Below are 21,298 nucleotides of genomic sequence, written 5' to 3' on the forward strand. Positions count from 1 at the left end.
CTTTGGATAAAGATCTTCGTTTCGAGCCGGTGACGGCAGACCGGTGGAACGACTTCGAAACCCTGTTCGGCCCACAGGGGGCTTTTTATAATTGCTGGTGTGTCGCGCTGCGCTTGCCGCACGCCATGAGGACGACGATGACGGCCGACGAGCGCAAGGCGCATATGCGCGAACGGATCGAGGCGGGGCCGCCGCCGGGAATACTCTACTATGCCGATGGCCAGCCGGTCGCCTGGGTGCAGGTCGGGCCGCGCCAGGACGTGCCGCAGTTCAATTCACCGCGCACCGTCTCGCGGCCGCTGGAGGAGGAGGATGCGCGCGATCCCTCGATCTGGGCGGTCAGCTGCTTCTTCCTGCTGCCGAAAATGCGCGGCAGGGGATTAAGTCATCGCCTGCTCGCCGGCGCGATCGACCATGCCCGGCGCCAGGGCGCGCGGCTGCTCGAAGCCTGTCCGATCGATCATGTGAAGCAGTCGAAATCGGTGACGCTCTGCATCGGCTCGACTGCAGTCTTCGAGGCAGCCGGATTCGAGACGGTGGCAATGCGCAAGGACGGCCGCCCGCTCATGCGGCTGGAACTGCGCGGTTGACTGTGCCGGAAAGGAAATGGGCCTCGATCAGCCCGGCCGCGTGCGCCCAATCGGTGGCGCGGGTGATGTCGTCGGCTGCCGCCGGCGCGAAACGATGGACGGGCGAGTTCGGCATCAGGTGAATGAGCAGGCAATCGGCCACGTGTTCCCTGACCGAATGCAGATTGTGCGCCATATCGTCTATGAAGGCGACGGGAAAGGAGCGGCTGGCATGCAGTGCATGGACGATCGGCCCCTTGGGTTGCTCGCTGGCAAGCAGCGGAAAGAGCAGGCCGGCGCTGTCCAGCAGGCGGCGGCGATGATCCTGGAACCGTGGCGGCATCGCGGTCAGGAAAAGGATATCGGCCGCCCGCGAAAGCCGGCTGAGCGTTTCGACGACCTGGTCGATTGGCGTCTGCCACAGTTCCTGCGCTTCGAAAAACTCTTCGATCAGCCGGCTGACCTGTTCGCTTTTTATCTCCGTACCGTCCGCTTTCGAGATGATGTTGCCATGAAGTCGGAACGATCGCGGCAGGAACTCGTGACCCAGGCTCTGAAGAAAGAGCTGGAAGGGGTCGATGAACCGCAGCACGACATCGTCAACGTCGCAGACGATCAGCGGCCGCTCGCCAAGCCGGATATGCGAAATATCGAGTTCGGTCACGCTCAGTATTCCCCTGAATCGAGACCCGGCGAGGAGAAATGCCGCCAGGCGGCGGTCACAGTTTCCGGGCTGAGGCCGCTCGCCGTGCAGAAGGCCATCGCCGTCGGTTCGTGGTTCATCAGGAAATCCATCATGCCGGCGAGGAACCCCGGATCGTTGACGGCGCTGCGCACCTGTCCAGGGGCCACGCCGGTGAGCGCGAGGAAGCGGCCGAACGTGTGGGGATCGTCGGCAAGCCAGCCGAGGACGGCGATCGCCGTCTCGTGGGGGTCGGCCGCCTGTTGTTTCGAAGTCTTGAAGTTGCTTTGCATTTCGAGGGGTAAGTTACCTTTTCTTCAACCAAATACCGCTAGCGTGCGCTATCGGTTTCACGGAGCTTTCGTCCGCATGTGCCTTTCTCATGGAACGAACCGCTGCGCGAACGGACGTAGGGACAGCTTGTCATGCCCAAACAGGTGATGATTGTAGAAGATAACGAGCTCAACATGAAGCTCTTTCGCGACCTCATCGAGGCGTCCGGCTATACCACGATCCAGACGAGAAATGGCATGGAGGCGCTCGATCTCGCGCGCAAGCATCGTCCAGACCTCATCCTCATGGATATTCAGCTTCCCGAGGTCTCCGGCCTCGAAGTCACAAAATGGCTGAAGGAAGACGACGAGCTGCACGTCATTCCCGTCATCGCCGTCACGGCTTTCGCGATGAAGGGCGACGAGGAGCGGATCCGCCAGGGCGGCTGCGAAGCCTATGTTTCCAAGCCGATCTCGGTTCCGAAATTCATCGAGACGATCAAGACCTATCTGGGCGATGCCTGACGCATCGGAAAGACACTTATGACCGCGCGAATACTGGTGGTTGACGATATTCCGGCCAACGTGAAGCTGCTTGAAGCGCGGCTGCTCGCGGAGTATTTCGACGTGATGACCGCTGCCGACGGTCACGAAGCGCTGGCAATCTGCGAGCGTAATCAGGTCGACCTGATCCTGCTCGACATCATGATGCCCGGTATCGATGGCTTCGAGGTCTGCGAGCGGTTGAAGGCCAGTCAGAAGACCGCCCATATTCCCGTCGTCATGGTCACCGCACTCGACCAGCCGGCCGATCGCGTACGCGGCCTGAAGGCCGGCGCCGACGATTTCCTCACCAAGCCTGTCAACGACCTGCAGCTGATCTCGCGGGTGAAGAGCCTGCTGCGGCTGAAGACGTTGAGCGACGAGCTGCGCATCCGCGCCGACACCGCCCATACGATGGGCATGGGCGATCTCATGCGGGCAGGCGAAGGCCGTGGCGACGAGGCCGGCCAGGTGTTATTGGTTGATGGCCGCGCCAATTCGCAAGAGCGCATCGTCAAGGCGTTGAAGTCCGTCGCCGATGTGGTTGCTCTTTCCGATCCGCAGGCAGCCCTCTTCGAGGCGGCCGAGAACACGTTCGATCTCGTCATCGTCAATGCCAATTTCGATGATTACGATCCGCTTCGCCTCTGCTCGCAACTGCGCTCGCTGGAGCGCACACGCTTCCTGCCGATCCTGATTATCACCGAGCAGGGCGCCGACGACATGGTCGTCCGCGCGCTTGATCTCGGCGTCAACGACTACCTCATCCGCCCCGTCGATCCCAACGAGCTCGTCGCCCGCAGCCTGACGCAGATCCGTCGCAAGCGCTACAACGACCGTCTGCGCGCCAGCGTCAAGCAGACGATCGAGCTTGCCGTGACCGATCCGCTGACTGGCCTTTACAACAGACGTTATCTCGACAATCACCTGAACGTGCTCTTCAACCGGTCGATGGCGCGGGGCCGGCCGCTTTCGGTGCTGATCACCGATATCGACCGTTTCAAGCAGGTGAACGACACGTACGGCCATGACGGCGGCGACGAAGTGCTGCGTGAATTCGCAAACCGCGTCCGTTCGACCATCCGCGGCGCCGATCTCGCCTGCCGTTACGGCGGAGAGGAATTCGTCGTGGTGATGCCGGACACCTCGCCGGAAGTTGCCGCCGCCGTCGCCGAGCGCCTGCGCGCGGCAGTCGAAAGCGCCCCCTTCATGCTGAAGCGCTCAAGTGAAGCCCTGAGCGTCACCGCGTCCTTCGGCATCGCCTCACGCATCGGCGCGGTGCTGACCCCTGACCAACTGATGAAGCAGGCCGATCTTGCTCTTTACGAGGCCAAGAATACCGGCCGCAATCGCGTGGTCGCAGCGGCTGCCTGACGAATCACTTGGGGCGCCATACGGCGCCATTTGCGGTTTTCCACAGCGGTAAGCGATTTGTTACCGATTTTTAACCTTCGCCTGTGCGACGCAGGCCCAAATTTAGCAGACCGGTAGCCCAAAATGGACTCCCGGCGTTGCTGTGGATATGGTGCGGCGCGACAGTCTCCTGAATGCCGCGGCCCAGCCCAAAATGAAATGAAGACTATAAAAAACGCCCGCCGCCAAGAGGGTCAAATAAAGTGTGGCGGCATCACCTCACGTAAGGGGAGGGGCTGCTTAAGTTATTAAGTTATATTGTCGAAATTCTTCGAGCCCTTCGTCATTAGGCTTTGCCGTCAGGCAGAGCCGTCAAATCTTTGGTGTGTTCCAAAACTGGACTTTTAACCATAGAATCAAGCTCAGAAAATTCATCATTAAGAATTTGTTGATTTTCTTTCATTTCTGCGCAAATTATCGGCTTCATAAAAGAAGCGCTCCCGCAGAGGAGCTGTCGATACCCCATGATGCTCAGGTCCGCCGCATCTCCTGGGTCGTGGGGTCGGTCGGCTAGTAGGCAAGTCATAACGGTTCCTCGTGCCGTTTTGCATGCTGGCCGACCCCCTTTCAAGAAAACGCCGCCACTTCCGGAAGATGGAAGGGCGGCGTTTGTCTGTTTGCGCTATCATTTTCCAAGGCCATCTTCCGGGGCAATAAAAAAACGCGCAACCCAAAGGCGCGCGCTTTTGAAATCCATCAGGCCAAGTGATTACTTGATCTTGGTTTCCTTGAACTCGACATGCTTCTTAGCAATCGGGTCATACTTCGTCTTCGTCATCTTGTCCGTCATCGTACGGCTGTTCTTCGTCGTGACGTAGAAGAAACCGGTGTCGGCTGTCGACAGCAGCTTGATCTTGATTGTTGTAGCCTTGGCCATGGTCGTCCTGCCTTTAAGAAAATGAAAGCCGTGGAAGCCGGATGGGCTCCACGGCAAATTCTGGCGCGAAACTACGAATCTCGCCCGAAAAGTCAAGTCCGTTTTCGAACGAACATTAATCTGATGCCGGAAAGTAGGGCATAAAGGCCGAAGAAAGCGGCAATCGCCCAGGCAAAACCATTGTTTCCGGCGACGTCGATTGCGGCGCCGATCACCTGTGGCCCAGCGACGGTTCCCATCGCATAACAGAAGACGAAGGCGGCATTGGCGGCAGCCAGATCGGAGCCCGTCAGCCGCGAACCGAGATGGCTGAGGCCGACCGTGTAGAGGCCGGAGACGCAGCCGCCCCAGAAGAGCAGGATCCCGGCCATCAGCAGCCAGTTGTTGACGAGGATCGGCAGCGTCATCGAACCGATAAAGCCCATCAATGCCATCCCTGCCAGAAGCGGTCGCTTGTCGCGGATGCGGTCGGAGAGCAGGCCGAGGGGAATCTGGAAGATGACGTTGCCGACGCCCATCATGGTGAGCAGCAGCGCCGCCTGCGATTCGGTGAAATGGGCGCGCACGGCAAAAATCGGAAACAGTGACAGCCCGCCAGCTTCGACCGCGCCGAAGATGAAGACGGCAGCCGTCGCTGTCGGCACCAGCAGGACATAGCGCATGAAATGCAATTCCGGTTTTTCCTCGAGCACGGGGCTTTCGTCACGGGCGATGAAAATCGGAATGGCGGCAAGCAGGATGGCGCCCGCGCCGACCAGAAAGGGAAAGATGCCGTCGCTGCCGAGTATCGAAAAGAGCAGGGGTCCGGCCGCAAACCCAATGGAAAGCACGGTCGCATATATGCCAAGCACAAAGCCTCGCTTGGATGGCGGCGAGGCGGCGTTGATCCAGAATTCGGAGAGAATGAACAGCGTCGTCGTTGCGCCATGGAAGGCGAAACGCAGCGGAAACCACATCCAGAAATCCTCGGCATAATAGAAGCCGAGTGCACTCAGCGCCGAAATCAGCACCGCCCAGAGCATCGTCGGCGCAACGCCGTATTTATGAGCGAGCTTGGTGGTAACGGGTGCCGCGGCCATCGCCGAGATCCCGGCCATCGCCGTATTGAGCCCGATCAACGTGGATGAGATGCCGCGTTTTTCGAGGATGATACTGAGAAGCGGGAGCCCGAGACCGATTGCTATGCCGACGGCTGAAATGGACGAGATGGCTGCCACCAGAGAAGGCCAATGGATTTCTTCGACATCGCCCGGTGTGCCGGTTCTCGGCTGAGACATTTATCAATCCTTAGAAAGCTGCGCGAGCGAATCGACCTCTCGTCTCACATGGAAGGGACACAGATGTGCCAAATCCAGGTGACGGGCGGCGTTTCGCAGTATTTCCGATGTGATCTGCGGAATGTAAAGCCTGTTCAGACAAGAAAAGCTTACCATGTCAAGTCGTTGAAGATCGTTGACTCCCGCGTGTCGGTGGTGGTCGGTGGAGCGCTGGCACTACACGCTAAATATGTCTGGAAGGTGAAGGCGCTCAATCCGGCCGGCGGGGAAGCTCGTAATCATCGGGACTATCGCTCTCGCCGCCGAAACCATGCATGCGCAGCGCCCATTGCAGGCCGATGACGCCGCCCTTGATCGGCTGGATCGAGGCGAGGGCAGCGATGACTGTGATCGGCGCCCATATGGCAAGATGGACCCATACCGGCAACACGAAGGTCAGATCGGTCAGCATGTAGCCGCCGACGAGGACGTGGCCGAGGACCAGGATGACAATATAGGGCGGCAGGTCATCGGAGCGATGGTGGTGCATTGCCTCGCCGCAGGCGGCGCAATGGTGGACCGGTTTCAGGAATGCGCGGAAGAGCTTGCCGTTGCCGCAGGCCGGGCAGCGGTTCAACAGCCCGCGCATGATGGAACGCCCGAGCGGACGCTCGGCGCCCCCGGGCCCATCCCCGTAACGGACGACCGGATCGGTCGGTGTGTTCATCTGATCTTCCCCTTTCAGGCAAAAAGCATGAAGCGCCGCAATCGACCTTGCTGCTTTCGGCACAGCGGCTTAGCGGCGTCCGCGCGGGGGACGCGTTCCCGGTTTCTTGCGGACCTGGTCCCTGTCGCGGCGGCCGGCCTTATGGAAGGAACGCACCGCCGTCGGCATCTCGCGTCCTTCGCTCAGCATCTCGAAACGCAGCGCGCCAGCAAGCGGGATTGCTTCCGCAAGCTTCACGGTGACGCTGTCGCCAAGACGATAGCCGAGGCCCGTCTTTTCACCCGAGAGCGCCTGATGCGCCTCGTCATAGATGAAATAATCGGTACCGAGTGTAGATATAGGGACGAAACCGTCGGCGCCATAATCCGGCAAGGTGATAAACAGCCCGGATTTGGTAACTCCGGAGACGCGGCCGGCGAACTCCTCGCCGACGCGGGTGCTCAAATGATGGGCGATCAGCCGGTCGATGGTCTCGCGCTCGGCCGCCATCGCCCGGCGCTCGAAGGTCGAGATCTCGGCGGCGATATCGTCGAGTGAGGCTTCTTCGTCGGGCGTGATGCCGCCTTCGCCGAGGCCGAGCGAACCGACGAGCGCGCGATGCACGATGAGATCGGCGTAGCGGCGGATCGGCGATGTGAAGTGGGCGTATTTCATCAGATTGAGGCCGAAGTGACCGATATTCTCCGGACTGTAGATTGCCTGGCTCTGCGAGCGCAGCACCATTTCGTTGACCATGGTCTGATGCGCCGTGCCTTCGGCTTTTGCGAGAATGCCGTTGAAGCTGTTGGCGCGCACATTGCCGCCCTTGGCAAGCGAGATGCCGAGTGTCGCCAGGAATTCGCGCAAGACTTCCTGCTTGGCAAGGGTCGGGCCGTCATGGATGCGGTAGACCAATGGCTGACGCTTCTTTTCAAGCGTTTCGGCGGCGCAGACATTCGCCTGAATCATCATCTCTTCGATCAGCTTGTGCGCATCGAGCCGCGGCGGCACGAAGACCCGGTCGACGGTGCCGTCTGGCTTCAGCAAGATCTTCCGCTCCGGCATGTCGAGTTCCAGTGGTTGGCGCCGGTCGCGTCCGCGCTTCATTACTCCATAGGCGTGCCAGAGCGGTTTCAGGATCGTCTCGAGCATCGGTCCGGTCTTGTCATCCGGCCTTCCGTCGATCGCCGCCTGTGCCTGCTGATAAGAGAGCTTGCCGGCACTCTTCATCATGATGCGATGAAACGTATGGCCGATCTTGCGGCCTTCGCCTGAGAAGCTCATGCGCACGGCGAGCGCTGGGCGGTCGACACCTTCCTTCAGCGAGCAGAGATCGTTGGAGATGCGCTCCGGCAGCATCGGCACGACGCGATCAGGGAAATAGACCGAGTTGCCGCGCTTCAGCGCTTCGCGGTCGAGCGGGGAATTGGGGCGGATATACCAGGAGACGTCGGCGATCGCGACAGTGACGATGACGCCGCCGGGATTGTCGGGCGAGGGGTCGAGTTCGGCGTAAACTGCGTCATCGTGGTCCTTGGCGTCGGCCGGGTCGATGGTGATCAGCGGCACGTCGCGCCAATCCTCCCGATGCGACATCGTGGCGGGTTTGGCAGCTTCCGCCTCGGCGATCACGGCCGGTGGGAAGACGTGCGGGATGCCGTGCGCATGGATCGCGATCGTTGAGATCGCCTTTTCGGAGCCGACCGAGCCCACGACGGAGAGGACCTTGGCACGCGGCAGGCCGAAACGTCCGAGGCGCGCGACTTCGATCTCGACCAGGTCGCCGTCCTCGGCGCCGCCGGTATAGTCGGGATCGATTACCATCTCTTCGCCGCGTCGTTCGATCGGCAGCAGCCGGCCGCCGCCGCCGGGCGCGCTGCGGAAGACGCCCATCGCCGCACCGCGGCGCCTATCGATCACCTTGATGATACGCGCCGTATAAGCTGGCCCGCCGCGATCGACGGCCGGGAAGATCTTCGCCAGGATACGGTCGCCGAGGCCGGCGACGGGCGCTTTGCCTTTCTGGCGGCCTGCGGGCGATTGCTGACGGATGGCGACGGCCGGTGCCACACCCTGCTCCTCCGGCCATTCCGCCGGCCGGCCGATCAGGTCACCGTCCTTATCACGCGTCGTGATGTCGAGAACGGTGACGGGCGGAAGAGCGCCAGGACGAATGAGCGACTTGCGACTCTTTTGCAGCATGCCTTCTTGTTCGAGCTCCTGCAGCATGTGCTTGAGCTCGACGCGGCTGTCGCCTTTCAGGCCGAACGCCTTGGCGAGTTCACGCTTGGAAGCCTTCTGCGGATGATCGGCAATGAAACGCAGAATCACCTCGCGCGATGGCAGCGTGCCGTGGACGATGTTCAGCGGTTCGACGGCGGAAACATCCCTGCCGGCGCGGCCGATCTTGCCCGGGCGCTTGCCCGCGAGGTTCGTCCTATCGCGCGGTGTCCTGCTCACGTCAGCTCTTTTTCAATTTCGCGGGCGCCTTGGCCTTCGCTGCCTTCGGCTTGGCGGCCGTCTTGGTTGTCTTGGCTTCGGCGGCGGCCGCCTTCGGCTTGGCTTTCCCCCTGGCCGTCTTGCCTGCGGGGGCCTTGCCGGCCTTTTCGGTGATCAACGCAAGCGCCTCCTCAATGGTGATCGCCTGCGGATCCTTGCCCTTCGGTAGCGTGGCATTGACCTTGCCCCAGTTGACATAGGGGCCGTATTTGCCGTCGCGAACGGTGATCGCGCCGCCATCGGGGTGATCGCCGAGCGTCTTCAGCGCCGCCGGCGTACCGCGTGCGCCGCGGCCGGGCGCCTTGCTCGCCTTTTCGGCAATCAGCGTCACGGCGCGGTTGAGGCCGACCGAGAAGACATCTTCGACGGTTTCAAGATTGGCGTAGGAACCGTCATGCAGAAGGAACGGCCCGTAGCGGCCGATGCCCGACGAGATCATCTTGCCCGTTTCGGGATGTCTGCCGATGTCGCGCGGCAGCGAGATCAGCGCCATCGCCTTTTCATAGTCGATATCCTCAGGCTTCCACCCCTTCGGCAGCGAGGCGCGTTTGGCCTCCTTGCCGTCGCCGCGCTGGATATAGGGACCGAAGCGGCCCGAACGGAGCGTCAGCTCCTCGCCGGTCGTTGGATCGGTGCCAAGGCTCTTCGGCTCGTTGAGCGCGACACCCTCCGCTTCTCCGCCGTTTTCGGAGGAGAGCTGGCGGGTGTAGTTGCATTCCGGATAATTCGAACAGCCGACGAAGGCGCCGTATCTGCCAAGCTTCAGCGAAAGGTTGCCGGTGCCGCAGACCTGGCAGATCCTGGGGTCGCCGCCATCCTCGCGTTTAGGGAAGACGAGCGGCGCCAGCGCCTCGTTCAGCGAATCGAGCACGTTGGTGACGCGCAGTTCCTTCGTGTCTTCGATCTGCGCGAAGAAATCCTTCCAGAAGTCGCGCAGCACCTGCTTCCAGTTCAATTCGCCGGCGGAAATCCGGTCGAGCTTTTCCTCGAGGTCGGCGGTGAAATCATATTCGACATATTTGGTGAAGAAGCTTTCGAGGAAAGCTGTCACCAGCCGGCCCTTGGCCTGCGGGATGAGTTTGCGCTTGTCGATCGTCACATAGTCGCGGTCGCGCAGCGTCGCGAGTGTGGCGGCATAGGTGGAGGGACGACCGATGCCGAGCTCTTCCATCTTCTTGATCAGCGAAGCTTCCGAATAGCGCGGCGGTGGCTCGGTGAAATGCTGCGTTGAATTGATCTTCTGCTTGGCGAGCGTCTCGCGCGCATTGATCTCCGGCAGGCGACCATCCTCGTCGCCATCGTCGCTCTGCTCGCCGTCCTCCTTCTGGTCGGTATAGGCGGCGATGAAGCCGTCGAACCGGATGACCGAGCCGACGGCGCGCAGGCCGGCCTTTTCGCCCTTGTTCTCGGCTGTGATTTCGGCCGTCGTGCGCTCGATCTCGGCCGACGCCATCTGGCTGGCGATGCCACGCTTCCAGATCAGCTCGTAGAGCCGAATCTGGTCGGCGTCGAGGAACTTGCGCACGCGATCGGGCGAGCGGTTGAAATCGGTCGGGCGGATCGCCTCGTGCGCCTCCTGGGCGTTTTTCGCCTTGGTTGAATAGAAGCGCGCTTTCTCCGGCAGGTAGCGTTCGCCGAACTGGTCGAGGATGGCACGCCGCGCCGCATCGATTGCTTCGGGCGCCATCTGCACGCCATCGGTTCGCATATAGGTGATGAGACCGACTGTCTCGCCACCGATATCGACGCCTTCATAGAGCTTCTGGGCGATCTGCATCGTGCGCGACGCGGAGAAGCCGAGATTGGAGGAGGCGGCCTGCTGTAGCGTCGAGGTCGTGAACGGCGGGCCCGGGTTGCGCTTGATCGGTTTTGCCTCGACCGTGTCGACGATATAGCTCGCGCCTTCGAGCAGGGCCTTCAGGCGGCCCGCATCCTCGCCGTTGCCGATCGCGCGCGGCGGCAGCCGTTTGCCGTGCGCCGAAACCAGTCTTGCCTCGAACTCATCGCCGCGCGGCGTCTTCAGCAGAGCCGAGATATTCCAGTACTCTTCCGAAATGAAGCGCTCGATCTCTGATTCGCGGTCGCAGACCAGACGAAGCGCGACCGATTGGACGCGGCCGGCCGAACGGGCGCCTGGCAGCTTGCGCCATAGGACCGGCGAAAGATTGAAGCCGACGAGATAGTCGAGCGCACGGCGCGCCAGATAAGCGTCGACCAGCGGCACGTCGATGTCGCGCGGATCGGCCATCGCGTCGAGCACCGCCTTCTTGGTGATCGCGTTGAAGACGACGCGCTTGACCGACTTGCCGTTCAGCACTCGCTTCTTGTTCAGCATGTCGAGCACGTGCCAGGAAATCGCTTCGCCTTCGCGATCGGGGTCGGTCGCGAGGAAAAGCCCGTCGGAGGATTTCACCGCCTCGGCAATGTCCTTCATCCGCTTGGCCGAGGCCCCATCGACCTCCCAGAGCATTTCGAAATCCTGATCGGGGAGGACAGAGCCATCCTTGGCAGGCAGATCGCGCACGTGGCCGAAGGAGGCGAGCACTTTGTATCCCGAACCCAGATACTTGTTGATCGTCTTGGCCTTGGCAGGCGATTCCACCACTACAACATTCATGATGATTCTCTAAAAAAGACTCCGCGCCGGCGTGGAAGCCAGCGCAACACGCAGCGCAACTTGGATACTGGCTCTCCGACATGGACAGGGAAATCGCTGCGGTCAAGGGGTTTGCTACAATTTTACCTCTTGCGTACGGTGCAATCGTGGGAAGATTGTGCGTTGAATACAGATGGCGCGCCTGCTGAATTCGACACGCGGTTCCTGCAACTCCCGAGGCAGCTCTCTTATATCGCGCAAAGCTCAGTCGGAAAGCGAAACGAGGCCGCCCTGATGCCGATGCAGCCGGCCTGATATGTCGAGTTCCAGAAGAATGAGGTAGACGGCGGATGCCGGAAGGCCGGTGTGGCGGATGACGTCGTCGATCTCGACCGGCGTCGGCCCGAGCGCATCGATGATGCGCATCCGGTCTGAATCGCCGGGCGGCATCGTTATTGGCTTGCTCTCGCCTGCCGGTGCCTCCGCCCTCGACGAGGGGAACAGCTCGAGTTGCGCCAGCGGCGCGAGGGCTTCGATAACGTCGGCAGGTTCGGTAACGATCGAAGCGCCGTCCTTGAGCAGGCCGTTGGTGCCGTGACAGCGCGGATCGAGCGGCGAGCCGGGCACGGCAAACACCAGGCGGCCGAAGTCGCCGGCAAGGCGGGCGGTGATCAGTGAGCCCGAGCGCGTCGCCGCTTCGACGACCACGAGACCGAGGGCGATGCCGGCAATCAGCCGGTTCCGGCGCGGGAAATCACGGGCGCGGGGCTCCCAGCCGAAGGGCATTTCGCTCACCGCCAGCCCGTTGCCGCCGGTTATCTCTTCGATGAGGCCGAGATTCTCCGGCGGGTAGGGTTTGTCGAGGCCGCCGGCAAGGGCGGCGATCGTGCCGGTGCCGAGGCTTGCCCGGTGCGCTGATGTGTCGATGCCGCGCGCCAGGCCGGAGACCACCGTGTAACCCGCCCGGCCGCAGTCGCGCGCCACCATCGCCGCGAATTTGGTGCCTGCGGCAGAGGCGTTGCGGGAACCGACGATGCCGACGGCCGGCCGCTTGGCGGCGGCAAGCGCGCCTTTGACGGCAAGGAGCGGCGGCGCGCCGTCGATCTGTTTCAGCGCCTGCGGATAGTCCGGCTCGCCGATGCCGACGAAGCGGGCGCCGAAACGATGCGCCGCCTCCAGTTCCCGGTGTGCCTCGGCCTCGCTGGCAATGCGGATAGCCCGGGTCGCGCCGCCGCGCACCGAAAGCTCCGGCAACGCCGCGAGCGCAGCCTCGGCCGAACCGAAATGATTGATGAGATCGCGAAAGGTTGCAGGGCCGACATTGTCGGAACGGATCAGGCGCAGCCAGGCAATCCTCTGCCGTTCGCTCAGCACCGTACCTTTTGATCCCGCGCTCGGCGCGTCCATTATCCCTTCGCCCCGATCTTGCTCTCCGTCCCGCCCATCAGCCGGGAGATATTGGCCCTATGCTTCCAGTAGGAGATGACAGTCATGATCGCCATGACAGCCGCAACCTTTTCATTGCCAAGGATCAACAGGGCGACCGGAATGACGAGCATGGCGACGAGCGCCGACAGCGAGGAATAGCGGGTGGTGACGGCGACCGCCAGCCAAACGGCGGCGAAGAGCACGACCATGATCGGTGCGACACCGAGCAGGGTGCCGATATAGGTGGCGACGCCCTTGCCGCCCTTGAAGCCGATCCAGACCGGGAAGAGATGGCCGATGAAGGCGAAGAAGCCGGCGATGATTGCGGCCTCTTCGCCGAGGAAATAGCCGACGATCCAGGCTGCCGCCGACGCCTTCAGCGCGTCAAGCAAGAGCGTCGCCGCGGCGAGCTTCCGGTTTCCGGTTCTGAGCACATTGGTGGCGCCGATATTGCCGGAGCCGATGCTGCGCACATCGCCGAGGCCGGCTGCGCGCGTGAGGATCAGACCGAAAGGAATGGAGCCGAGGAGATAGCCGATGACGGCGGCGGCAAGTGCGATCTGCAGCGTGATCTGCCATGACATGAGATTGGATAACATATGCCCCCTCGGCCCTCCGATGGCCTGTCCTCAGTCCAGCCGGTCCCTAAAGTGCGTGGACAAGCTTTCCCGAGACGTAAGTCGCGACCGCCCGCCCGCTGAAGCGCGCATCCTCGAACGGCGTGTTCTTCGAGCGGGAGAGAAGCATGTCTTTGGCGACAAGCCAAGGCTCATCGAGATCGATCAGCGTGATATCGGCCGCAGCACCCGGCTTCAGCGTGCCGGCTTCGAGGCCGAAGATTTGTGCCGGGCGGGTGGACATGGCGTCGATCAACCGCATCAGGCCGACCTGACCGCCATGGTGAAGCCTGAGGGCCGCTGCCAGCATCGTTTCCAATCCGACCGCACCATCGGCCGCCTCGCCGAACGGCAGGCGCTTCGTGTCGACGTCCTGCGGGTCGTGCGAGGAGACGATGATGTCGATCGCGCCGTTGGCAAGCGCCTCGGCCATGGCGACCCGATCGTCCTCCGGGCGCAACGGCGGATAGAGCTTGAAGAAGGTGCGGTATTCGCCGATGTCGTTCTCGTTGAGCGCCAGATTGTTGATCGAGATGCCCGAGGTCACCTTGGCGCCGCGGCTGCGGGCGCGTTCGATGGCCTCGACCGATTCAGGCACGGAGATCATCGCGGCGTGATAACGGCCGCGCGTCAGCTCTGCCACCCTGAGATCGCGTTCGAGTGGGATCAGCTCGGCTTCCTTCGGGATGCCGGAGAGCCCCAGCCAACTGGCGAAAAGTCCCTCATGCATGACGCCATTGGCGCCGAGATATTTGTCACGGGTCTCGCAGGAGATGACGGCGCCGAATTCGCGCGCATAGGTCATGATGCGGCGCAGCACCTGCGTGTTATGGACGCTTGAATGGGCATCGGTGAAGGCGACGGCGCCCGCCTGCGTCAACAGGCCGATCTCCGTCATCTCCTCGCCGGCAAGACCCTTGGTGAGGGCGGCTGCCGGATAGACGTTGACGGCGGCCGTGTCCCGCGCGGTCTTCTTGACGAATTCAACCAGCGCGATGTCGTCGATGACGGGATCGGTGTCCGGCATCATGATGATCGAGGTGATGCCGCCGGCCGCCGCCGCCCGGCTCGCCGAGGCGATCGTCTCGCGGTGCTCGCCGCCGGGCTCGCCAATATGGACGCGCGCATCGACGAGGCCGGGCGTTGCCACGAGGCCGGTGCAGTCGCGCACGACGGCGCCTTCCGGCGCGCCCTGGTTCTGTGCCCCGCTGCCAGCGGCAAGAATCACGCCATTTTTAGCGATGATCGTTCCGATCTCATCGAGATTGCGCGAGGGATCGACGATGCGGACATTCTTGAGGACGATCGGGTTGCTCATGCCATCATCCCGTCAGTTCGGGGACCTTGGTTCTGCGAGACGAGCAGCGTCTCCATGACGGCCATGCGCACGGCGACCCCCATTTCCACTTGTTCGGCGATCACGCTCTGCGGACCATCGGCCACCTCGGAGGCGATCTCGACACCGCGGTTCATCGGCCCAGGGTGCATGACCAGCGCATCATCCTTCGCCGCCTTCAGCGTTTCGGCGTCGAGTCCGTAGAAGTGATAATACTCGCGCACCGATGGCACAAAGGCGCCGGACATGCGTTCGCGCTGCAGCCGCAGCATCATCACGACGTCGGCGTCCTTCAATCCTTCCTTCATCGAGTGGAACACCTCGACACCCATCTCGGCGATGCCGGCGGGCAGAAGGGTGGCGGGCGCGACGACGCGCACGCGTGCGCCCATCGCGTTCAGCAGCAGGATATTGGAGCGCGCCACGCGCGAGTGCAGCACGTCGCCGCAGATCGCCACGATGATGCGCGAAAGCTTGCCCTTGGCGCGGCGGATGGTCAATGCATCGAGCAGCGCCTGGGTCGGATGTTCGTGCTGCCCGTCGCCGGCATTGACGACCGAGCAGGAGACTTTCTGGGCGAGAAGCGCGGCCGCTCCGGCGCTCGAATGGCGGATCACCAGCACATCCGGGCGCATCGCATTCAGCGTCATCGCCGTATCGATCAGCGTTTCGCCCTTCTTCACCGAGGAATTGCCGACCGACATGTTCATGACGTCGGCGCCGAGCCGTTTGCCGGCAAGCTCGAAGGAGGCCTGCGTGCGGGTCGATGCCTCGAAAAAGAGGTTGATCTGCGTCAGCCCACGCAGCGTCGACGTCTTCTTTTCTCTCCGGCGGCTGATCTTGACGGCTTCGTCGGCCTTGTCGAGAAGATAGGTAATATCCTGCTCGGTGAGGCCCTTGATGCCAATGAGGTGGCGGTGGGGGAAAAAGACCATGACCCTGCCTCTTGCTGTCTCTTGCGGGTCTATAATGAGTGCCGCCCGCCGGGGCAAGCACGCGCTGTGGGCAAAGGCTCATGTCCCCATGCATTTTCGCCCGAATTCCGATAGAGCAGAATAAAGCGAATCATAACTTCCGGTTTTCCTTGCCGGGTTCTTGCACTAGAAGCGAACAATGACCTCCGCAAACCGGACTGACGACAAACTCGCAGAACTCAACCAGCCGAGCCTGTGGTCCGGCATCAATGCCTATCGATCCGATCCGCTGATTGTCGATCTGACGGCGGCCTTGCCGCGCGGCATCCGTGAAGACCTTGAAAATATCGGCCGCTACGTCACCTCGCCGGAGGCACAGGAGCTGGCGCGCATGGCAAACCAGGGGGCGCCACAGCTGCGCACCCATGGTCCGCGCGGCGAGCGTCTCGATGTCGTCGAATTCCATCCCGCTTGGCACGCGCTGATGCGCCGCTCCATGTCGGTCGGCCTGCATTCCTCCGTCTGGGATCCGCAGGCCGATATCGAGGCGAAGGACGCGGGCCACAAGGTCCGTGCCGCGCGATTTTACCTGACGGCGCAGCTGGAATCCGGCCATCTCTGCCCGCTGACGATGACGAGCGCTTCGGTGGCTGCGCTGTCGGCGTCCCCTGCGGTGCAGAAGGACTGGGCGCCGAAGATCCTGTCGCGCAAATATGATTCGTCCAATCGGCCCGCTATGCAGAAGTCTGCGGTGACCATAGGCATGGGCATGACGGAAAAGCAGGGCGGCACCGATGTCAGGGCCAACCGCAGCGCTGCCGAAAAGGTCAGCGAAGGCATCTATCGGCTTTCCGGCCACAAATGGTTCATGTCGGCTCCGATGAGCGATGCCTTCATCATGCTGGCGCAGACGAAGGAAGGCATGGGGTGCTTCCTCGTGCCGCGCCTGCTGGAGGACGGGTCCGCGAACGGCCTGCAGTTCCAGCGGCTGAAGGATAAGGTCGGCAACCGCTCCAACGCCTCTTCAGAGGTGGAGTTCACCGATACCTTCGGCTTCCTGCTCGGCGGCCCGGATGCGGGCATCCGCACCATCCTCGACATGGTGACGTTGACGCGGCTTGATTGTGCGCTTGCCTCCTCAGGCATCATGCGCGCCTCGCTTGCCGAGGCCGTGCATCACACGCGCGGCCGCAGCGTCTTCGGCAAGATGCTCGTCAACCAACCAATCATGACACGCGTGCTCGCCGATATGGCGCTCGATGTCGCCGCCGCCACAGCGCTGTCCTTCCGCCTTGCCGATGCCTTCGACAAGGCGCGCGGGAACGCCGAGGACGCGGCCTATGCCCGCGTCATGACGCCAGTCGCCAAATATTGGTGCTGCAAGATCGCGCCAGCCTTGATCTATGAAGCGATGGAATGCATCGGCGGCAATGGCTACATCGAGGAACGCCCGATCGCGCGCCACTACCGCGAGGCGCCCGTCAATGCGATCTGGGAAGGCTCCGGCAACGTGATGGCGCTGGATGTGTTGCGCGTGCTCAACCGTGGCAAGGATCTATTCGAGACGGTCTTCGCAGGTCTTGCCCGCGATCTCGGCCCTGCCGGCAAGAAGACGATCGATGTGCTGCGCGCCGCAATCGCGCTCTGCGAACAGGACGAGGGCGCGGCACGCCTGCTCGTCGAGCAGCTGGCTCTTGCCGCCGGCGCGGCCGAACTCTATCGGCTCGGGGCAGGGCGCATCGCCGATGCTTTCATTGAGACACGCCTTGCCGGCGGCTGGCGCTCTACCTACGGCATGCTCGATTCGCGTTTCGACGCCAGCTACATCGTCGATCTGCTTTACCCGCCGGCCGCCTGATTGCAAGGCGATCAGGCGATCTTGAGACCGAGATGCTGGGCCATGGGATCGAAATCCCTATCATCGTGCAAGAGCGAGTGGCCTTCTTGAATGCAGAATGTGCCAATGATTACGTCGATGGTCTTGCGCATTGTGATACCGCGTTCCCGCAGCAGGCGATAATTGCGGGCTGCCCTAACGGCGAGGCTGTCGTCAAGCATCGGACGGATCGTGAATTGGCGCAAATTCGCTTCGATGGTGGTTGCATGACGGTCATCGCGCGCGCCTTGGAGGACCTCCATAAGAATAAGATCGCCAACAAGAATCTCCAGCGGATCTTCGATATTCTGCAGACGCCGTCTAGCGGCGTTTTCTATCCCACGTAGATGCGCAATCCAGACCGAACTATCGACGACGATCACTGGTTCCTTCCGGTCGATCGCGGCGCATCTCTTCCAGATCACCCTCCCAGCCGATTCCAGAGAGATTTGCGATCGCATTTTTTCTGCGGTGCCTGTCGACGAGGCTTCGGAGGGCCTGTTCAATGGTAGCTTTTTTCGTCGCCAACCCCGTGGCGGTCATCGCTGCGTGGAGCAAGGCATCATCGATATCTATATTCGTCCGCATTTTCTTCCTCATGTGTATAACTTTCTTAAAAGATACACATCCGCCTCATGGGGTTCAAGATCGATGCTGATGCTGTTTCCATAAACAAAAATCCGGCCGCGTCACCACGGCCGGATTTATCGTCATTTACGTCCGAAAATCAGCGTTCAAAAGAAGCCACGGCGCTGCCACCAGCCGGCTTTCTTCGGCTTGCCTTCGTCGCTTTCGCCATTGTCGGTACGGGTGGATTTCACCGTCGGCTCTGAGGAAGAAATATTGGATTCGCGGTTGGCGCGAACCGGCTTTGCTTCTTCCTGGGCGGGCGTTGCGAGATCGGCGGAGGCTTCGACCACCTCCGGTTCGGCCTCGACGGCGGGTGCCGCCCCTGCCTCTGTCACCGGCTCCTCGACCGGCGGTGCGGCAGGTTTGCGGCGGCCGCGGCCGCGAGCCGGCTTCACATCCTCGGTGACGACGGCTGCACCTTCAACGGCGGCCATGGCGGCCTGGCCTTCGCCAGCCTGCTCGGCAATCGTCTCGACGGTTTCGGCTTCACTGGGAGCGACGTCGTTTGTGATTTCTTCGCCTTCGCCTTCACTCGTGTCGCCGTTGTCTTCACCGGCTTCCTCGGCAGTTATTTCCGAGCCGTCCTCGGCACGATTGCGGCGGCCGCCGCGCTTGCCACGGCGGCGACGCTTGCGACGCTGCGATTCCTCGTTCTCAGCGCGGGTCTCAGGCGCTGCTGCAGCGTTTTCATCGCCTTCGCTGCCTTCATCCTCTCCATCCTCGTCTTCGTCGATGGTCTCGCCCGCGGCTATCGGCTGCTCGGCATTGCCGTTGCGGCCACGACGGCGGCGGCGACGCTTGCGCTTACGGTTGCCTTCACCTTCGCCTTCCGAACGCGCCGCAGCGGGACGTTCGGTCGCGGCAGCCTTTTCCTCGAGTTCTTCGTCTTCGTCCTCATCAGCCTCGATAACGATGTCATCGTCCTCATCCTCGGGGATGGCTGCGAAGTTGAAGAGGCTTTCGATCTTGACTGGGTTTTCGACGGGCTCGCCGCGGTCGATCGCAAAGTGCTGCGCGCCGACCGAACCGTCGGCATCGATGATGATCGCTACGCCAAAGCGCGCTTCGTAATCGACGATCGTCTGACGTTTGTGGTTGAGCAGGTAGAGCGCGATATCGGGCGTGGTGCGCACGGTGATGTTGTGCGTCGTGTTCTTGAGCAGATATTCCTCGATGCCACGGAGCACATGCAGGGCGACAGAGGACTGTGAACGGACGTGGCCGGTACCGCCGCAATGCGAGCACACTTGGGTCGTCGATTCGAGAACCGAAGCGCGAATGCGCTGACGCGACATTTCGAGCAGGCCGAAATGCGAGATCCGGCCGACCTGGATGCGGGCGCGGTCGTTCTTCAGGCACTCCTTCAGCTTCTTCTCGACGGCGCGGTTGTTGCGCTTCTCTTCCATGTCGATGAAGTCGATGACGATCAGGCCGGCGAGGTCGCGCAGGCGAAGCTGGCGGGCGATTTCTTCCGCGGCCTCGAGGTTCGTCTGCAGCGCGGTGTCCTCGATCGAGTGTTCGCGCGTCGAGCGGCCGGAGTTGACGTCGATCGAAACCAGCGCTTCCGTCTGGTTCATGATCAGGTAGCCGCCGGAACGCAGCGTCACCTGCGGCTGCAGCATGCGGTCGAGCTGGGCTTCGATGCCGGAGCGCGAGAAGATCGGGTGGATGTCGCGGTAGGGCTGAACCACCTTGGCATGGCTCGGCATCAGCATCTTCATGAAGTCTTTCGCTTCACGATAGCCTTCCTCGCCGGCAACTATGATCTCGCCGATGTCCTTGTTGTAGAGGTCGCGGATCGAGCGCTTGATCAGCGAGCCCTCTTCATAGACGAGGCAGGGGGCGGTCGACGCCAGCGTCAGCGTGCGGACGTTTTCCCACAGGCGCATCAGATATTCGAAATCGCGCTTGACCTCGACCTTGGTGCGGTTGGCGCCGGCGGTGCGCAGGATGACGCCCATGCCTTGCGGCACTTCGAGCATGCGCGCGATTTCCTTCAGGCGCTTGCGGTCCTGCGGATTGGTGATCTTGCGGGAAATGCCGCCGCCGCGCGCCGTGTTCGGCATCAGAACCGAATAGCGGCCTGCAAGCGAGAGGTAGGTGGTGAGAGCGGCACCCTTGTTGCCGCGCTCCTCCTTGGCGACCTGAACCAGCAGGATCTGGCGGCGCTTGATGACTTCCTGGATGCGGTACTGCTTGCGCGGCTTGCGCTGCACGCGGTCCGGCACTTCTTCCATTGCGTCTTCGGCGCCAACGGATTCGATGACTTCCTCTTCGCCGTGGTCATCATCGTCATCGTCGTCATCGTGGCGACGCTTGCTGGTGTCGATGTCCTCGGAGATCGTGTCGGTTTCCACCATCGCGGCCATCGTGCCGCCCGCAGGGGTGTCATCGTCGTTGTCGACGGTCGAAGCACCTTCCGCTTCGACGTCTGTCGGAACGGCGTCTTCCGTCGCGGTTGTTTCGGCGACCTTCTTGCGACTGCGGCGTGGTTTGGCCTTCTTGGCCGGGGCTTCTTCGGCGACCTCGGGCGGAGCTACGATCTCCGGCGCTGCAGCAATCTCCTCGGTGGTTGCCTCGTCGGCTGCGACAACCGGCTCAGGCGCCTCCGCCGACACGATGCCGACATCCGGCTGGTCCTGGGTCGAAAGGTCGACCATCGGCGCGGTTTCGACGTGCTCGACGTCTTCGTCGCGACGGTGCTCTTCGGCCTCGGCCCGAAGCAGCGCCTGACGGTCGGCGAGCGGAATCTGGTAATAATCAGGATGGATTTCGGCGAAGGCCAGGAAGCCGTGTCGGTTGCCGCCGTAATCGACGAAAGCGGCCTGGAGCGAGGGCTCGACCCTCGTTACCTTTGCAAGATAGATGTTGCCGCGGATCTGCTTCTTGTGCTGCGACTCGAAGTCAAATTCTTCTATGCGATTCCCGCGAACGACAACGACGCGCGTCTCTTCCTCGTGAGACGCATCGATAAGCATTTTGTCTGCCATGTAAGCTGTGCTCCTCGGCGTGGCCGCGAGAGCGCATTCCCGACTGCTGTTGAAACAGAAAGAATGCGGTCCACCGTGGCCGCGCCGGATAATG

Annotated in this window: 19 protein-coding genes; 4 read left to right on the forward strand and 15 right to left on the reverse strand. The window is 62.0% G+C overall.

What is annotated here, in order from left to right:
• Window positions 1-2 precede the first annotated feature (2 nt).
• Window positions 3-590, forward strand: a complete 588-nt coding sequence (locus RHE_RS08335) for a GNAT family N-acetyltransferase (RefSeq protein WP_042118249.1) — start codon at window positions 3-5, stop codon at window positions 588-590.
• Here the strand turns inward: RHE_RS08335 and RHE_RS08340 are convergent.
• On the reverse strand, window positions 565-1,239 hold the full coding sequence (locus RHE_RS08340) for a hypothetical protein (RefSeq protein ID WP_042118250.1): 675 nt from the start codon (window positions 1,237-1,239) through the stop codon (window positions 565-567). The two genes, RHE_RS08335 and RHE_RS08340, sit on opposite strands and share 26 nt — an antisense overlap.
• Window positions 1,236-1,544: a DUF3572 domain-containing protein gene (locus RHE_RS08345; RefSeq protein ID WP_020921022.1), complete on the reverse strand. Its 309-nt coding sequence runs from the start codon at window positions 1,542-1,544 to the stop codon at window positions 1,236-1,238. Before RHE_RS08345 ends, RHE_RS08340 begins: the two co-directional genes overlap by 4 nt.
• Window positions 1,545-1,676: 132 nt before the next feature.
• Between RHE_RS08345 and RHE_RS08350 the strand changes: the two genes are divergently transcribed.
• On the forward strand, window positions 1,677-2,048 hold the full coding sequence (locus RHE_RS08350) for a response regulator (protein ID WP_003547430.1): 372 nt from the start codon (window positions 1,677-1,679) through the stop codon (window positions 2,046-2,048).
• 18 nt (window positions 2,049-2,066) lie between these two features.
• On the forward strand, window positions 2,067-3,440 hold the full coding sequence (locus RHE_RS08355) for a PleD family two-component system response regulator (RefSeq protein ID WP_011424949.1): 1,374 nt from the start codon (window positions 2,067-2,069) through the stop codon (window positions 3,438-3,440).
• Window positions 3,441-3,765: 325 nt separating this feature from the next.
• On the opposite strand, the gene RHE_RS33480 is transcribed toward RHE_RS08355, so the two are convergent.
• The 10 genes from RHE_RS33480 to RHE_RS08405 all read right to left on the reverse strand — a co-directional run bounded on the left by RHE_RS33480 (window position 3,766) and on the right by RHE_RS08405 (window position 15,729).
• Window positions 3,766-3,906: a hypothetical protein gene (locus tag RHE_RS33480; RefSeq protein ID WP_155249410.1), complete on the reverse strand. Its 141-nt coding sequence runs from the start codon at window positions 3,904-3,906 to the stop codon at window positions 3,766-3,768.
• 282 nt (window positions 3,907-4,188) lie between these two features.
• A complete protein-coding gene (gene rpmG / locus RHE_RS08365; RefSeq protein WP_003587245.1) occupies window positions 4,189-4,356 on the reverse strand; it encodes a 50S ribosomal protein L33 in 168 nt (55 codons plus the stop codon).
• Window positions 4,357-4,448: 92 nt separating this feature from the next.
• On the reverse strand, window positions 4,449-5,633 hold the full coding sequence (locus RHE_RS08370; protein ID WP_011424950.1) for an MFS transporter: 1,185 nt from the start codon (window positions 5,631-5,633) through the stop codon (window positions 4,449-4,451).
• 250 nt (window positions 5,634-5,883) lie between these two features.
• On the reverse strand, window positions 5,884-6,339 hold the full coding sequence (locus RHE_RS08375) for a DUF983 domain-containing protein (protein ID WP_011424951.1): 456 nt from the start codon (window positions 6,337-6,339) through the stop codon (window positions 5,884-5,886).
• Window positions 6,340-6,408: 69 nt separating this feature from the next.
• Entirely contained in the window at window positions 6,409-8,778 is a 2,370-nt protein-coding gene (rnr, locus tag RHE_RS08380; RefSeq protein WP_011424952.1) for a ribonuclease R, read from the reverse strand.
• A 1-nt stretch (window position 8,779) separates the two neighbouring features.
• Window positions 8,780-11,434 carry a type I DNA topoisomerase gene (gene topA / locus RHE_RS08385; RefSeq protein WP_011424953.1) on the reverse strand — a complete coding sequence of 885 codons (2,655 nt, stop codon included), beginning with the start codon at window positions 11,432-11,434 and terminating at the stop codon, window positions 8,780-8,782.
• Between the two features lie 243 nt (window positions 11,435-11,677).
• Window positions 11,678-12,820, reverse strand: a complete 1,143-nt coding sequence (gene dprA, locus RHE_RS08390) for a DNA-processing protein DprA (RefSeq protein WP_011424954.1) — start codon at window positions 12,818-12,820, stop codon at window positions 11,678-11,680.
• Entirely contained in the window at window positions 12,820-13,440 is a 621-nt protein-coding gene (plsY, locus tag RHE_RS08395) for a glycerol-3-phosphate 1-O-acyltransferase PlsY (RefSeq protein ID WP_011424955.1), read from the reverse strand. Before plsY ends, dprA begins: the two co-directional genes overlap by 1 nt.
• Window positions 13,441-13,486: 46 nt before the next feature.
• Window positions 13,487-14,776, reverse strand: coding sequence for a dihydroorotase (locus RHE_RS08400; RefSeq protein WP_011424956.1), 1,290 nt, complete (start codon window positions 14,774-14,776; stop codon window positions 13,487-13,489).
• Window positions 14,773-15,729 carry an aspartate carbamoyltransferase catalytic subunit gene (locus RHE_RS08405; RefSeq protein ID WP_011424957.1) on the reverse strand — a complete coding sequence of 319 codons (957 nt, stop codon included), beginning with the start codon at window positions 15,727-15,729 and terminating at the stop codon, window positions 14,773-14,775. The genes RHE_RS08400 and RHE_RS08405 overlap by 4 nt, the downstream gene beginning before the upstream one ends.
• 178 nt (window positions 15,730-15,907) lie before the next feature.
• Here RHE_RS08405 and RHE_RS08410 point away from each other — a divergent pair, with 178 nt between their 5' ends.
• On the forward strand, window positions 15,908-17,566 hold the full coding sequence (locus tag RHE_RS08410; RefSeq protein ID WP_011424958.1) for an acyl-CoA dehydrogenase family protein: 1,659 nt from the start codon (window positions 15,908-15,910) through the stop codon (window positions 17,564-17,566).
• An 11-nt stretch (window positions 17,567-17,577) separates the two neighbouring features.
• Here RHE_RS08410 and vapC read toward each other — a convergent pair whose 3' ends face one another.
• From vapC to RHE_RS08425, 3 genes are all read right to left on the reverse strand, one after another.
• Entirely contained in the window at window positions 17,578-17,967 is a 390-nt protein-coding gene (vapC, locus tag RHE_RS08415) for a type II toxin-antitoxin system VapC family toxin (RefSeq protein ID WP_042118257.1), read from the reverse strand.
• Window positions 17,951-18,172, reverse strand: coding sequence for a type II toxin-antitoxin system VapB family antitoxin (locus RHE_RS08420; protein WP_042118259.1), 222 nt, complete (start codon window positions 18,170-18,172; stop codon window positions 17,951-17,953). The genes vapC and RHE_RS08420 overlap by 17 nt, the downstream gene beginning before the upstream one ends.
• 146 nt (window positions 18,173-18,318) lie before the next feature.
• The gene (locus RHE_RS08425) at window positions 18,319-21,204 is read right to left on the reverse strand and encodes an Rne/Rng family ribonuclease (RefSeq protein WP_011424960.1); all 2,886 of its coding nucleotides are present in this window, start codon (window positions 21,202-21,204) and stop codon (window positions 18,319-18,321) included.
• Window positions 21,205-21,298 lie beyond the last annotated feature (94 nt).

Origin of the sequence: Rhizobium etli CFN 42 (assembly GCF_000092045.1) — a bacterium.
GTDB lineage: Bacteria > Pseudomonadota > Alphaproteobacteria > Rhizobiales > Rhizobiaceae > Rhizobium > Rhizobium etli.

Bases quoted from the DNA above. Each gene is read 5' to 3' on its own strand.
- RHE_RS33480 (WP_155249410.1), bottom strand. From the start codon at position 3,906: ATGAAGCCGATAATTTGCGCAGAAATGAAAGAAAATCAACAAATTCTT.
- RHE_RS08345 (WP_020921022.1), bottom strand. From the start codon at position 1,544: ATGCAAAGCAACTTCAAGACTTCGAAACAACAGGCGGCCGACCCCCAC.
- rpmG (WP_003587245.1), bottom strand. From the start codon at position 4,356: ATGGCCAAGGCTACAACAATCAAGATCAAGCTGCTGTCGACAGCCGAC.
- dprA (WP_011424954.1), bottom strand. From the start codon at position 12,820: ATGGACGCGCCGAGCGCGGGATCAAAAGGTACGGTGCTGAGCGAACGG.
- RHE_RS08370 (WP_011424950.1), bottom strand. From the start codon at position 5,633: ATGTCTCAGCCGAGAACCGGCACACCGGGCGATGTCGAAGAAATCCAT.
- RHE_RS08375 (WP_011424951.1), bottom strand. From the start codon at position 6,339: ATGAACACACCGACCGATCCGGTCGTCCGTTACGGGGATGGGCCCGGG.
- RHE_RS08425 (WP_011424960.1), bottom strand. From the start codon at position 21,204: ATGGCAGACAAAATGCTTATCGATGCGTCTCACGAGGAAGAGACGCGC.
- RHE_RS08410 (WP_011424958.1), top strand. From the start codon at position 15,908: ATGACCTCCGCAAACCGGACTGACGACAAACTCGCAGAACTCAACCAG.
- RHE_RS08400 (WP_011424956.1), bottom strand. From the start codon at position 14,776: ATGAGCAACCCGATCGTCCTCAAGAATGTCCGCATCGTCGATCCCTCG.
- RHE_RS08420 (WP_042118259.1), bottom strand. From the start codon at position 18,172: ATGCGGACGAATATAGATATCGATGATGCCTTGCTCCACGCAGCGATG.
- topA (WP_011424953.1), bottom strand. From the start codon at position 11,434: ATGAATGTTGTAGTGGTGGAATCGCCTGCCAAGGCCAAGACGATCAAC.
- RHE_RS08350 (WP_003547430.1), top strand. From the start codon at position 1,677: ATGCCCAAACAGGTGATGATTGTAGAAGATAACGAGCTCAACATGAAG.
- RHE_RS08405 (WP_011424957.1), bottom strand. From the start codon at position 15,729: ATGGTCTTTTTCCCCCACCGCCACCTCATTGGCATCAAGGGCCTCACC.
- plsY (WP_011424955.1), bottom strand. From the start codon at position 13,440: ATGTTATCCAATCTCATGTCATGGCAGATCACGCTGCAGATCGCACTT.
- RHE_RS08355 (WP_011424949.1), top strand. From the start codon at position 2,067: ATGACCGCGCGAATACTGGTGGTTGACGATATTCCGGCCAACGTGAAG.